11 protein-coding genes and 1 pseudogene are annotated in these 13948 nt (G+C 64.1%); 3 read left to right on the top strand and 9 right to left on the bottom strand.

The annotated features are described in order from the left end of the window. Positions 1 to 15 precede the first annotated feature (15 nt). From EN804_RS18205 to EN804_RS18180, 6 genes are all read right to left on the bottom strand, one after another. Entirely contained in the window at positions 16 to 1170 is a 1155-nt protein-coding gene (locus EN804_RS18205; protein ID WP_135920583.1) for an ABC transporter ATP-binding protein, read from the bottom strand. Beyond that, entirely contained in the window at positions 1163 to 2305 is a 1143-nt protein-coding gene (locus EN804_RS18200) for an ABC transporter substrate-binding protein (RefSeq protein ID WP_127280705.1), read from the bottom strand. Before EN804_RS18200 ends, EN804_RS18205 begins: the two co-directional genes overlap by 8 nt. Then, complete coding sequence (locus EN804_RS18195; RefSeq protein ID WP_127870264.1) at positions 2302 to 3144, bottom strand: ABC transporter permease; 843 nt, start codon at positions 3142 to 3144, stop codon at positions 2302 to 2304. Before EN804_RS18195 ends, EN804_RS18200 begins: the two co-directional genes overlap by 4 nt. A gap of 13 nt (positions 3145 to 3157) precedes the next feature. Beyond that, entirely contained in the window at positions 3158 to 4018 is an 861-nt protein-coding gene (locus tag EN804_RS18190) for an ABC transporter permease (protein ID WP_246689203.1), read from the bottom strand. Between the two features lie 239 nt (positions 4019 to 4257). After that, positions 4258 to 6150: a molecular chaperone HtpG gene (htpG, locus tag EN804_RS18185; RefSeq protein WP_135920580.1), complete on the bottom strand. Its 1893-nt coding sequence runs from the start codon at positions 6148 to 6150 to the stop codon at positions 4258 to 4260. Between the two features lie 380 nt (positions 6151 to 6530). Continuing rightward, positions 6531 to 7415 carry a hypothetical protein gene (locus EN804_RS18180; protein WP_135920578.1) on the bottom strand — a complete coding sequence of 295 codons (885 nt, stop codon included), beginning with the start codon at positions 7413 to 7415 and terminating at the stop codon, positions 6531 to 6533. Between the two features lie 173 nt (positions 7416 to 7588). Between EN804_RS18180 and EN804_RS18175 the strand changes: the two genes are divergently transcribed. After that, entirely contained in the window at positions 7589 to 9610 is a 2022-nt protein-coding gene (locus EN804_RS18175; protein ID WP_135920939.1) for an ABC transporter ATP-binding protein/permease, read from the top strand. Positions 9611 to 9648: 38 nt separating this feature from the next. Here EN804_RS18175 and EN804_RS18170 read toward each other — a convergent pair whose 3' ends face one another. Further along, entirely contained in the window at positions 9649 to 10371 is a 723-nt protein-coding gene (locus EN804_RS18170; RefSeq protein WP_135920576.1) for a haloacid dehalogenase type II, read from the bottom strand. 49 nt (positions 10372 to 10420) lie between these two features. After that, a complete protein-coding gene (locus EN804_RS18165) occupies positions 10421 to 11359 on the bottom strand; it encodes a DMT family transporter (protein ID WP_135920574.1) in 939 nt (312 codons plus the stop codon). A gap of 210 nt (positions 11360 to 11569) precedes the next feature. Between EN804_RS18165 and EN804_RS18160 the strand changes: the two genes are divergently transcribed. Next, a complete protein-coding gene (locus EN804_RS18160) occupies positions 11570 to 12460 on the top strand; it encodes a LysR family transcriptional regulator (RefSeq protein ID WP_135920572.1) in 891 nt (296 codons plus the stop codon). Between the two features lie 254 nt (positions 12461 to 12714). After that, a complete protein-coding gene (locus EN804_RS18155; RefSeq protein ID WP_135920570.1) occupies positions 12715 to 13734 on the top strand; it encodes a chemotaxis protein CheB in 1020 nt (339 codons plus the stop codon). Positions 13735 to 13831: 97 nt separating this feature from the next. Here EN804_RS18155 and EN804_RS18150 read toward each other — a convergent pair. After that, positions 13832 to 13948, bottom strand: a pseudogene (locus tag EN804_RS18150) (IS630 family transposase); the annotation flags it as partial.

Genomic DNA, 13948 nt, shown 5'->3' with positions numbered 1-13948 from the left:
CGTGACGTGCGGGGTCTAGGAAATCCGCCGCCCGCTGTCGTCGAGCAGGACGCAGCCCTCCGGGTCGAATCCGAGGTCGATCGCCTCGCCTTCGCGAAGCACGCGGCCAGTGATCGGCGTGTTGGCGCGGAGGCTGGTCTTGCCGCCGATGTCGATCTCGTAGATTGCGCTGCCGCCCAGATACGAGGCCGAGACGACGCGGCCAGTGAGCCGGTTGCCGCTCGTTCCAGTACCGACCGAAAATTTCTGCGGCCGCACCACGACAGTGACCTTGCTGCCGTCGGCAAGCGGCCTTGGACACGCCACGCTGATCGTCTGGCCGGTACCGAGCACCACCGCCTGGCCGGACCTGCTCACGGTCCCGGCAAGCATGTTGGCCTTGCCGAGGAAGTCGGCGACGAAGGCGGTGGCCGGCGTCTCATAGACCTGCTCCGGAGTGCCGATCTGCTCCACCGCGCCGGCGTTCATCACCACGATGCGATCCGACATGGAGAGCGCTTCCTCCTGGTCGTGCGTGACGAAGATGGCGGTGATGCCGGTTTCCTTCTGGATCTTCTTGATCTCGACGCGCATCTCCTCGCGCATGTTGGCGTCCAGCGCCGACAGCGGCTCGTCCAGCAGCAAGACCTGCGGCTCGAAGACGATGGCGCGGGCAAGCGCGATGCGCTGCTGCTGCCCGCCCGACAGCTGCGAGGGCAGCTTCTTCTCGCTGCCCGGCAGCCGCACCATCTCGAGCGCCTTGCCGACCTTGCGGGCGATCTCGGGCTTCGGCACGTTGCGGTATTTCAGGCCGAAGGCGACGTTGTCGAACACGTTCTTGTGCGGGAACAGCGCGTAGCTCTGGAAGACCAGCCCGATGTTGCGCTTGTAGATCGGGATATCATCGACCCGCCGCCCATCGATCATGATCTGGCCGCCCGAAATGTCGACCAGGCCGGCGATGGAGCGCAGGATCGTGGTCTTGCCGCAGCCCGAGGGCCCGAGCAGGGTGACGAAGCTGCCCTTGCGGATCGAGAGCGAGAAATCGCGCACCGCGACGAACTTGCCGTAGGCGATGTCGATGTCGCGGAACTCGACCGCCGGGCTGTCTGCCTCGGCGGCCGCGCGCGCGCCGGCTGCCCCGGCCAGGACAGGCCGGGGATGGAATGTCATGTCCTGGCTGTCAGGCACCTTTGGAGATCCTGTTCCACTGCTTGGTCCAGGCGTCCTCGTTGGTCGCCCAGTAGGTCGGATCGGCGAAGGTCAGCGACTTCATCGTGCCCGTCTTGTCGAACGCCGGCAGCTTCTCGATCTTCTCGGTCAGCTTGACCTTGTTGGGGTCGAGCGACGGCGGATAGCTCTGGCCCTCTGCCACCGCGATCGAGGTCGCCGGGTCGAGCATGAAGTTGATGAGCTCCTCGCACTCGGCCATCGGCGAGCCCTTCAGGATCAGCATGTCCTCCATCCAGGCATAGGAGCCGGCCGGATCGAGATAGCCGATCGGGTGGCCCTGGTCCTGCAGCGCGGCGACGCGGCCCGACCAGGCATCGGTCACCACGATCTCGCCCTTGGAAAGCAGATCCATCAGCTCCGCGCCGGAGCTCCAGAACTTCTTGGCGAGGTCGCGCGTCTCGCGCACCTTGGCCCAGATGGCGTCCATGTCCTTGAGATTGTTGGGATCCTGCCCGGTGGCGAGCGCCGCGTACCAGACCCGCGTCGTCATGTCGGAATAGCCGCCGACCTTGCCGGCGTATTTCTTGTCGAGCAGCAGTGCCGCGCCCTTTTCCTTGGCTTCCTCCGGCGAGATCACCTTGGTGTTGTAGGCGATACCCGTCGTGCCATAGTCATAGGGCACGGCCGAAAGCTTCGGCGTCAGCTTGCGGAACGGCTCGATCATCGGCTGCAGCACGTTGGCCATGTTGGGAATGTTGGCCTCGTTGATCTCCGAGGTCAGGCCGGCGTTCACATATTTGATGTAATAGTTGACGCCCGAGGAATGGATGACCTGGTAGTCGCCGGGCTTGGCGGTCTTGATCTTGGTGATGATCTCGTCCTCGTCGCCGAACGTGCCCTGGACCACCTTGATCTTGGTCTTGGTCGTGTAGGGCTGGAAGGCGAACTTGTCGATCGCGTCCTGCACCGTGCCGCCCCAACCGTCGAAGCGGACCTCCTGGACCGCGGCGAGCGCCCGGCCCATCCAGGGCATGGAAAGGCCCGCCGAGGCTGCCGCGGCGGCGGTCAGCGTCAGGAAGGTGCGGCGGCTCAAATCGCCATTGGCATATCGGTCGTGCAGTCGTTCCAACCGCTTTGTGGTGGTCAGTTTCATTGTGTTTCCTCCTTTGGTTCGCCACGTCGTCTCAGTTTTGTCAGGCTTTGCAGGATCAGGCCGCCGATCAGCGGGATGCCGACGGTCACCAGGATCATCACGGTGCCGAGCGCGTTGATTTCCGGACTGATCGAGATCTTGAGCATGGAAAGGATCTGGGTGGGCATGGTCTCGACGCCTGCCGGCCGCCAGAACAGGCTGGCCGAAGTGTTGTCGAACGAGATGGTGAAGGCGAGCAGCGCGCCGCCGACCACGGCCGGGATGAGCAGCGGCAGCGTGATCTCGCGGAAGGACGAGAAGCGCGAGGCGCCAAGCGACAGTGCCGCCTCCTCATAGACGCGCCGGATGCCGATCATGCGCGCCTGGGCGATCAGCACGACATAGGGCACGGCAAGCAGGATATGGCCGAGCACCAGGAGCAGCATGGTTCTGGGCTGGTCGACGGCCTTGATCAGCACCAGCAGGCCGACGCCGAGGATTGTTTCGGGCACCAGCGCCGGCAGGATCACCAGCGTGCTCAGCGCCTGCTTGCCGCGAAATTCGAAGCGCACCAGGGCAAACGCCGTGGTGACCCCGATGGCGGTGGTGACGATGGCGGTGACCAAGGCGATCCACAAGGACGTGCGGAAGGCGGCCAGCACCGCGTCGTTGGCCATCAGCTTGCCGTACCATTGCAGGCTGAAGCCGGTCATCGGGAAGCCGCCGAACATCGAGGCGTTGAACGACAGGATCACTGTCGCCACGATCGGCGCGAACATGAAGATATAGACGCAGACCGTGACGAAGCCGGTCAGCCGCCAGGCCCATCTGCCTTCCTGCTTGCGCCGGGTCCCGCTCATCCGCCAAGCCCCGTCATCCACCCAGTCCTTTGACGATCTGCGACATGCCCATGTAGCGCGTGTAGACGGCGGCGAAGACGCCGAGCACGATGAACAGCACGATCGAAAGCGTGGCGCCCATCGGCCAGTTCAGCTCGCCCATGATGGTGTCGTAGATCAGGTTGCCGAACAGCGCGTCGCGGCCCGAACCGAGGAGCTGCGGCGTCACATAGCTGCCGGCGGCCAGCACGAAGCAGAGCAGCAGGCCCGCCGCGAGGCCGGGCAGCGACAGCGGCAGCGTGACCTCGCGGAACGCCTGCGCGCTCGTGCAACCCATCGAGCGGGCCGCCGAAATCAATGTGCGATCAATGCTCTCCAGGCTGACATAGACGTTGAGGATCATGTAGGGCAGCAGGAAGTGCAGCATGCCCAGGATGACCGCGCCTTCATTGTAGAGCATCGGCAGCGGCTCGTTGATGATGCCCAATTTCAGCAGCGCGACGTTGATGACGCCCTGTTCGCCCAGGATGTTGATCCAGGAGAAGGTGCGGATGGTGAAGCTGATCCAGAACGGCACGATCAGCAGTAGCAAGAGCAACCATTTGTGCCTGAAGGTCGTGGCCCAGATGAAATAGGCGGGGAAATAGCCGAGCACGCCGCAAAGCAGCGCCGTGATGGCGCCGACCCGCAGCGTCTTCACAAGGAAGCCGGAATAATAGCTGTCGGTGAGGAATTCGTGCCAGTTCGCGGTCGTCAACGCGCTCGTTTCCACGCCGGCGGTGACGAAGGTGAAGAAGGTATAGCCGGCCATCACGGCGATCGGCAGGACCAGGAAAAAGATCAGCAGCAGGAGCACCGGCGCGACGAGCATCCAGGCCAGCCGTGGATCATACAATGTCCATCGTCGTTTCATGAGCACCCGGACGTTCGCGCCTTCTTGGAAGCGCTTATTTTGTTCCCGGCGCCAAGATTGGGTGATTGCAAGCGCGATGTCTACAGTGGGCGATTGAGCCAGTGGATTTCAGCCCGTTCCCTGCTGGGATAGACGCCAATTTTCGGCGGACGGGGTCGCTGCGCAACCCCGTCTTGCACCTTCGAGCGATAAACACGTCGAGAACAGGTGGCCAGCGCGCCTCAGCCCTTCGAGATACCGCGCGCGATCAGGCGGGCAAGGCGCTCGGAAAACGCCCTGGCGTCGGCCGGCTTGTCGCCGTCGAGCACGCGCGCCTCGTCGTAGAGCAGGTGGGCGGCATCGTCCTTGAAGGCCTGCTCGTCGTCGCCGAGGCTGGCGAGAGCTCGGACGCGCTCGTGGCGGGGGTTGATCTCGAGGATCGGCTTGGCCGTCTTGTCGAGGCGTCCGGCGGCGTTGAGCAGCCGCTCGAACTGCCGATCCGGTCCATGTTCGGGCGCTACCAGGCAGACCGCGCTTTCGGTCAGGCGGTCGGAAGGCTTGACGTCCGACACGGCTTCGCCAAGCGCTGCCTTGACGAAGGCGAGGAAGCCGTCGACTTCGGGCGTAGCCGTGGTGTCCGGCCTCTTCGCCTCGTCGAGCAAGGGAATGTCGGAAAGTTCGGCCACGCCCTGCGTCACCGACTTGAACGGCTTGCCGTCGAATTCCGGCGCCATCGACGTCCAAAAACTGTCGACCGGGTCGGTGAGCAGCAGCACCTCGATGCCGCGCGCCTTGAAACCTTCGAGCTGCGGCGAGGCTTCGAGCCGGGCGCGGTCGTCGCCGGCCATGAAGAAGATCGCCTTCTGGCCCTCCTTCATCGCGCTGGCATAGTCGGCAAGGCCGCGCCAGCCTTCGCCCGAGGCCGTCGAGTGGAAGCGGGCGAGCTTCAAGAGCTGCTCGCGCCGCTCATGGTCCTCGTAGAGCCCTTCCTTGAGGACGACGCCGAAGTTCTCCCAGATTTTCGCATAGGCCTCGAGCTCGTTCTCGGCCAGCTTCGAAAGATCGCCGAGCACGCGGTTGGTCAGGCCCTTGCGGATCGCGGCCAGCAACGGGCTTTCCTGGATCATCTCGCGCGAGACATTGAGCGGCAGGTCGGCGGAATCGACGAGCCCGCGCATGAAGCGCAGATAGCGCGGCAACAAATCGGCATCGTCGGTGATGAAGACGCGGCGCACATAGAGCTTGATGCGGCCCTTGCGGTCCTGGTCGAAGAGATCGAAGGGACGCGAGCCGGGCACGAAGGCGAGCACTGAGTATTCCTGCCTGCCTTCGGCGCGGAAATGGATGGTGGCGGCCGGCTCGTCATACTGGCCGGCGAGGCTACGGTAGAAATCGGTATATTCCTCGGGCTTGATCTCGCTTTTCGGCCTTACCCAAAGGGCCGTGCCATCGGCAATGTCGCGCGCCTCGGCACCGGGTTTCTCGACGAGCGTGATCGGCACGGGCACGTGGCCCGACTGCGACTTGGCCAGCTGCTCGAGCCGGTAGGAGCCGGTATAGGACACGGCGTCGTCCATCAGATGCAACACGACGCGGGTGCCGCGCCTGGGAGCGGCTTCGAGCGGGGCGGGCGCGATCTCGTAGGACCCCTTGCCGTCGGACGACCAGCGCCAGGCCTCGTCGCTTCCCGCCAGGCGGCTGATGACGTCAACGCGGGTCGCCACCATGAAGGCGGAGTAGAAGCCGACGCCGAACTGGCCGATGAGTTGCGTGTCTTCGCTGGCATTGCCGGTGCCGACGCGCTCGATGAAGGTGCGCGTGCCCGAGCGCGCGATCGTGCCCAGCGCCTCCGTCATGTCGTCGCGGCTCATGCCGATGCCGTTGTCCTCGACGGTGATCTCCTTGCTGTCGGGATCGGCTGAAATCGAGATGCGCGGCTTGGGGTCATCGGCCAGCAATTCCGGATGACTGACGGCCTCGAAGCGCAGCTTCTCGCAGGCATCGGCGGCGTTGGAAATCAGTTCGCGTAGGAAGACGTCCTTATCGGAATAGACCGAGTGCACCATCATGTGCAGCAGCCGCGAAACATCCGCCTCGAATGCCTTGGTTTCCGTCGCTTTCGTGCCTGTCGTCATTGCGAGTTTCCCACACTGTTCAACCACCCGCCGCGCCGGAGCGCGAGCGAGACTTCCTTTCAACCATTTTCAACTGTGCTGGCAACTGCCTTCAGCAAGGCCAGCGCGCCGACAATATCGTGACGCGATGCGCAGGCGGCAAGGGGGCGGAATCGGCGCCGGCGGCGAAACTGCCAATCTCCCCCCTCGTGGGGGAGATGCCCGGCAGGGCAGAGGGGGGCGCGAAGGAACTCGGCCTTGCTTATTTGCTGGGCTACGCGGTGCGCGCCCCTCCAAAGGCAAAAGTGATCCACTGAGACGTCGGCGGGACAGCGCCCCCCCTCTGGCCTGCCGGCCATCTCCCCCACAAGTGGGGAGATTGGCAGCTTCGGTGCCGCGCCCTACTTCCCCGCCATATGGTCGGCAAGCGCTTGCGCCTGGGCAAGCAGCGCGGGGAAGACGGGGTTGTCAGGCAGGCTCTTGCCCATGCAGGCGCGGAAGTCGCTGTCGCCTTTTGCCCAGGCGGCGTCGGCGGCATCGGATGTGTTTTCGTCGCTGTCGCCGGTGGCCTGCTTGACCAGCTTCTGGGCGGCGGCATCGGCGGCGGTCCAGACCGCGTCGCAGGCCGCGATCTTCGGGACGGGAGGTGTCGCCGGCGCCTCGGCGATCATGACGCTGTTGCCCTTGACCAGCGTGACGACGACCTCCTGGTCGTAGTTCGGCCCGACATCCTGCGCCCAGCCGCCGAGGCGGGCGATCGCCATGTCGGCGCCGTCGGGCGTCTTCAGCTTGAAGTCGAGCGTGCCAGTGAAAGCGGCGTCGCTGCCGATGGCCTGGGTGTAGAAGGCATCGAGCTTCAGCGCAGCGTCGAAGCCGGTGGGCAGTTTGAGATCGGCGTCGGTCTCGGCGGCGCGCGACTGCAGCCAGCGCTCGACCAGTCCGCGTGTCGACGCCACGATGCTCGGGCCATCCTCGGTGCCGTGGCGCAGCCCGTCCAGCATGCCGAATCCGACATCGGAGGAACTGAGGCTTTCGATGTTGATCGTGCCGGCCGCCGGAAAACCCTTGACCGTGAAAGGTCCCAGAAGCGTGGAAAGGCGCTGTTCGAGATCGGCGCGGGCCTTGTCATTGGCCGCATCGAGCGTTTCCACGGGAGCGTTGGCGCTTTCCATCGCGGCGATGGCCGATATCGCCTTGTCGCGCGCGGCGATGTAGTCGTCCTCCGGCGAAGCCGCATGGGCCGCACCGCTCGCCAGCGCCAACACCAAAGTCCAGACCAGACGCATCGTGGAACCTCCGTTTTTACAAGCTCTTCGCGTGGCTTGGTGGCGATTGTGCGGCGGTGAAGTCATGGCGTGGCTGCGGATATCGGGGACGCCGGAACAGCTTTGGCACCGCCGGCAACCGCCATATCAGGAAGACGATGAAACCTTCCGATATCCAGGCCGTTATGGCGATTGTGGCAGACATCAAATCCAAACCGAAGCCGGTCGGCGGCGCCAAACCAAACGGTGCCAGGAAGCCCCGCCAGCGGGAGGCATCCGATGTCGAGGCCGCTTCCGAGGTCGTCGGCGAGGCCGCACCGCCGCCGGAGGCGGTGGAACCTGATCCGCAACTGAGCCCCGAACAGGCCGAGCAGGCGCGCAAGAAATACCTGCTGAAGCGTTTCTGGATCAGCGCGCGCGGCTATTGGAGCCGGCGCGGCGACAAGCTCGCCTGGCCGTGCACGATCGGGCTCCTGATCCTGATCTGCGTCAATGTAGGCTTCCAGTACGGCATCAATGTCTGGAACCGCTCGATCTTCGACGCCATCGAACAGCGCAATGCCCCGACCGTCTATTTCCTGAGCGCCGTGTTCGTGCCGCTGGTGCTTGGAAGCGTCAGCCTCGTCGTCGCGCAGGTCTATCTGCGCATGACGATCCAGCGCCGCTGGCGCTCCTGGCTCACCACGTCGGTCATCGGCCGCTGGCTCACCAATGGCCGCTACTACCAGCTCAATCTCGTCGGCGGCGATCACCAGAACCCGGAAGCTCGCATTGCCGAGGATCTGCGGATCGCCACGGAATCGCCCGTGGATTTCATCTCCGGCGTCATCAACGCCTTCCTGGCCGCGTCGACCTTCATCGTCGTGCTGTGGACCATCGGCGGCGCGCTGACGCTGCCGATCGGCGGGTCGACCGTCACCATTCCGGGCTTCCTCGTCATCACCGCGGTCATCTATGCCGCGATCACTTCCACCTCGATGGTGGTCATCGGCCGGCATTTCGTCGAGCTCTCCGAGCAGAAGAACCAGGCGGAAGCGGAATTTCGCTACACGCTGACGCGCGTGCGCGAAAACGGCGAGAGCATCGCCTTGCTCGGCGGCGAGGAGGAGGAGCGCAGCGGCATCGACAGGACCTTCGCCGGCGTGCTGAAGCGGTGGGCGATGCTTGCCGGCCAGCACATGCGCACGGCTCTGGTGTCGCAGGGGTCTAGCCTCTTCGCGCCGGTGGTGCCGGTGCTTTTGTGCGCGCCAAAATTCCTCGACGGCTCGATGTCGCTTGGTCAGGTCATGCAGGCGGCGTCCGCCTTTGCCATCGTGCAGGGCGCGTTCGGATGGCTGGTCGACAATTATCCGCGTCTTGCCGATTGGAACGCCTCGGCACGGCGCATCGCCTCGCTGATGATGTCGCTCGACGGGCTCGAACGCGCGGAAGAGAGCGACGCGCTTGGGCGCATCAATCGCGGCGAGACCAAGGACGACACGATGCTGAGCCTCAACAATCTCTCGGTGTCGCTCGATGACGGCACCGCCGTGGTCAAGGAAACCGAGGTCGTGATCCAGCCGGGCGAGCGACTGCTGGTGGCCGGCGAATCCGGCTCTGGCAAGAGCACGCTGGTGCGGGCGATAGCGGGCCTGTGGCCGTGGGGCGGCGGCAGCGTCGATTTCCACCCCGGCAAACGCATGTTCATGCTGCCGCAGCGTCCCTACATTCCCTCGGGCACGCTGCGCCGGGCAGCGGCCTATCCCGGCGCCGCCGACGACTGGACGGTTCCGCAGATCAAGGCCGCCCTCGACAAGGTCGGGCTCGGTCATCTCGGCGCCAAGATCGACGAAGACGCGCCATGGGACCAGACCCTGTCGGGCGGCGAGAAGCAGCGGCTGGCCTTCGCCCGGCTCCTCCTGCACGCGCCCGACATCATCGTGCTGGACGAGGCGACGGCGGCACTCGACGAGAAGAGCCAGGACAAGATGATGGAAACCATCATCCGCGAATTGCCCGATGTCACCATCGTGAGCGTCGCGCACCGGGCCGAGCTGGAGGCCTTCCACAGCCGCAAGATCACGCTCGAGCGGCGCAAGGGCGGCGCCAAGCTCGTCAGCGATATCGACCTCCTCCCGCGCAAGCGCAGGGGCTTGCTCGGCCGCGCCTTGTGGGGTTCCGGCGCCTCGGCCGAGAAGTCGCTCGAGCGCGGCGGCATCCCCCATAAAAAGAACTGACGACGCCCGGCGCGTTCTTACTCCCCGTGGATGGCCAATCAGGCGCGCAAATCTTCCTTATGTGCCTTCACCAGATCGGCCATGCTGTCGAAGCGGAAGTCGACTTTCGGCATGTCGCCGGGGTGCATCGTGGCGCCAAAACCCTGATCGGCGTGCCGGCGCTGGATCCAGCACGATTTTAGGCCGAGGCCATTGGTCACGGCATGGTCATGGAACAGGCTTTCGGCCGTGTGCAGGACCTCCTTGTCGCTGATCCCGAGCGTCGCCAGCTTTTCCAGCATATAGTCGAAATTCCGGGGCGACGGCTTGTAGGAGCCGATGTCCTCCGCCGTGTAGACCGCGTCGAAATCGACGCCGAGTTTCCTGTTGCTGAAGGAGAAGCTCGTATTGTCGACGTTGGAGAGGATGGCGAGCTTGTAGTGCTGCTTGAGGTATTGCAGGGCGGCGGCGGTGTCGGCAAAGGCCGGCCAGTCCTTCACGCTCTGGCCATAGGCGATGCATTCCTCCGGCGTGGCCACGACGCCCCATTCCTCGGCGAGCCGCTTGTAGACGACAGCCAAAAGGTCGCTGTAGCGTTTTTGCGGCGTCCAGTTCTGCTGGCTGGATTCGTGCCTTGCATGCGCCTGCAGGATATCGTCGCGGCTCAAGGCGCCGCCAACCCGCCGGATCAGCGGCTTCAGGGCTTGGATCATGCCGGATTCCCAATCTATGAGGGTGCCGTAGCAGTCGAAGGTCAGGGCCTTGAAATCAGTCAGCTTCATGGGGTTCACTCCCTTGGGGTCGATGGTTGGCGTTTTGCGCGGATCGCGATCAATCGGCCGATTGCCCGGCGGGCTGCCCGACCGGGCGCAGACCTGTCTTCGATACCGTGCCGCGCGAGGATGTCAGCCAGACGCCGAACAGCGTCACCGCAAGGCCGAGGACCATCGCCAATGAAAGCGGCTCGCCGAAGAGCAGCCAGGCCCAGAGCATCGTCACCGGCGGGCTGAGATAGATGACGCTGCTGACCTGCGCGGCGCTATGGAGGCGCAGGCTCGCATAGTAGACGCCGTAGCAGAAGAAGGTCGAAAACAGCACCAGCCAGGCGATGCCGAACTCGAAACGGCCATCGAGCGGCGGCATCAGCCCGCCATTCCATTCGGCGCAGGCGGCAAAGAAGATCGCCGCCGTCAGGCATTGGATGCACAGGCTCTGGTGGATGGGCATGTTGATGGTGCCCATCCCCTTCTGCAGCACGGTCGCCAGGGCAAAGACCATCATGGAAGCGATGGTGACCATGTACGCCCAGGCCGGCGCTGTCCCGAGGCTGAGGCTGTTCAGCGAGACGATGAGCACGCCGGCCACCCCGAGCGCCGTTCCGGTCCATTGCCTCGATGTCAGCCGATGGCCCAGAACGGGCTGCGACAGGGCCGCGATGGCGAGGGGGACGAGGTCCGAGATCAGCGCGACGAGGCCGGTCGGCACGCGCTGGCCGATGGCAAGCGCGAAGCCGCCGAGATAGAGGAACATCATCGCCACGCCGAACGCCATCTGCCGCATCAGGGCGCCTGCGCCGATGCGCGGCCCGACCATGAGCGCGAAGGGCAGAAGGACCAGCCCCGACATCAAGGTCCGCCAGAACAGGACCAGCATGACATCGGCGCTCTCGCTGGCGTAGCGGATGCCGACAAAGCCGGAACTCCAGCTGACGACCAGGGCCGCCGCCAGAAGCGGCCAGGCCAGGCGATGGGACAGAGGTCTAGGCGTCATGCGGTCTCTTCGTCGAGGCGGCGCCGGCGGGCGCCAAGCGGATCACTGTCAATCCCAGGTGCCGACTTATGGCGGCGCGCATCCGCCTTTGCACATGACAAATTTCGATGAATCCATGAAATAGCCACGAATCTGGCATATCCATTTGCCTGAGAACCGATTCCGCGCCAGGAACTGAAGCGCCCACTTTCGTTTCGAACGAGGATTGTCATGGCTGGAGTGATGAGCCGCCGCCTGGATGTCGATGCCTTGCGGGCGATGGTGGCGATCGAGAAACATGGCGGCGTCACCCGGGCGGCCGAGATGCTGGGCCTGTCGCAGTCGGCCGTCAGCCACAAGATCAGGCGGCTGGAAGCGAGCCTCGACTGCGAAATCCTAAGCCGCAAGGCCAACGCGCCGATGTTCACCAGTTCAGGGCAGGATCTCTTGGGCTACGCGCGGCGCATCCTGGGCATCCATGACGAGGCGATCCTCAGCCTGTCGAAGAGCACGCTGCAAGGCAAGATCGCGTTGGGGATGACCGAGGATACGACCTGCACGGACCTGTCGCGCATCCTTGGCCGGTTTCGCCGGCTCTACCCCGAGGTGAGCGTTCGCACGCAAGTGCGCATGAGCCTGGCCTTGCAGAAGCTGCTGCGCGAGGGGGCGCTCGACGCGGCCATCATCCAGGTGTTCCAGCACGAGGTCCGCCCGACCGACATCCTGCTCTTCCGCGAGAGCCTGCATTGGGTGAAGTCGCCGGAGCTGGTCCTGGCGAAGGGGGACCCGGTGCCGTTCCTGTCATTCGACGACAACTGCTTCTATCGCCGTTGGGGCCTCGATCTCGGCCAGGACGAGGGAACGCTGTTCGAGATCGTGTTCGAATGCTCGAGTGCGGCCGGCATCATCGCCGGCGTGACCTCCGGGCTCGGCGTCGCGCTGCTCAGCCAGCGGCATCTGCAACCCGGCATGGAGATCGCCGACAAGACGTTCCCCAAGCCGCCGGATCTCGCCTACGTCATCCGCCGCGCCCGCAACGCCCGCAATCCGGCGCTGGAGACGCTGGTGCGGGAGATAGAGGCCGAGGTGCGGCGCCAGGGGACGCTGCAGATCGTGGGGTGAGGGGGGGTGGGCTACCTGGAGCACAAAGAGTTCTCCGTGCCTGCGCCGACCAAAGCTAGACGTCTGCTTTGCGCCTCAAGCATGACGTTCCCACGCTCGCGTCCGAACGCCAGAAGCGGACATCGCTTATACTCAGGGAACTGGCGAGTTTGCCCTAAGCAAAAGAAAGCGCCATTTTCTCTCTGAATCCTGAGCCGCGTAGAACCTTACTCGCGTTTGGACGTTAGATTCGACGAACGGACTTCAGAATCGTCATGGCACGCTCCACAGTGATCGCAATCGGCGCCTCGGCGGGCGGGGTCGATGCGTTGCGCGATCTCGTTGCCAAGCTGCCGGAAGCGTTTCCAGCCTCGGTTCTGATCGTGTTGCATATCGGCGCCCATCGAAGCGAACTACCCGCGATATTGAATGCCGCCGGACCTGTGCCGGCAAAACATGCCACCAACTACGAACAGATCTCGTCCGGCCAAATCTATGTCGCGCCGCCCGATCACCACATGATAGTCTCACATGGCAAGCTGCGTCTGTTGAGAACCCCGAAGGAGAACTGGGCGCGCCCGGCGATCGACCCCTTGTTTCGTAGCGTGGCCGAGGCCTATGGTCCAAATGCGATCGGCGTGGTCCTGACCGGCTATCTGAATGACGGATCGCTGGGACTCGGGGAAATAAAGCGCCGCGGCGGCATTGCGATTGTCCAGGATCCCGACGATGCGGCGTATCCGGAAATGCCGGGCAGTGCTGCCGCTCACGTGGCGCTGGACTACCGCGTGGCGCTCTCCCGCATGCCCGGATTGCTTGTTGAACTGGTCAACGGAAAGGCAGGAAAGGAAGCGGCTATGCCGAACAAGTCTTCTCAACCTGAGGCCGAGGGGGACTCTCCGACCATCGACGGCGAAAAATTCGATCGCCCGCTGGCGCTGACCTGCCCGGAATGCGGTGGCGCGCTCCTTAAATCCCAGAATGGTACGATCATCAAGTTCGACTGCCATATAGGTCACAGCTACACCGGGGAGGTCCTGGCCTCTGCCCAATTCGACGAGATGGAGCGGGTTATGAGGGCCGCAGTGAGAATTCTAAACGAGCGGGCTGAATTTTGTCTGGAAATGGCCGAGCAAGCACGCTTGCAGGAACCTGACGCCGCTGGACCCTGGGAAGCTGCTAGCAAGCAGGCGCTGGATCGGGCCTACAAGCTTCGCGTTCTCGTCGAGCAAGACTGGCTCATGCCGGAAACCTTCGGTGCAATGTCGGGGCGCTCGTCTCGGATCAGCGGCTAGACGTGGCAAAGCTCGCCGCAATTGCCCGCTCCAACTCCTGCGGAGCGTAAGGCTTGGCCAAAGTGGTTATGTGGCGATAGCCGTCCACTAGAGCGTTTCATGTTTTGACGGAAGCGTATCCGGCGTTTTCGAAGTAGTTCTTGCATTCGGCTGCCTCGATGGTTTCGACGAGGTGGCCGATGTGGCGCCAAGTTTCCTCGACGGTGCGTTTCTG

The organism is Mesorhizobium sp. M8A.F.Ca.ET.161.01.1.1 (assembly GCF_004792105.1).
GTDB lineage: Bacteria > Pseudomonadota > Alphaproteobacteria > Rhizobiales > Rhizobiaceae > Mesorhizobium.
The sequence above is the reverse complement of the archived record's forward strand: the minus strand, read 5'-3'. Positions and strand labels throughout refer to the sequence as shown.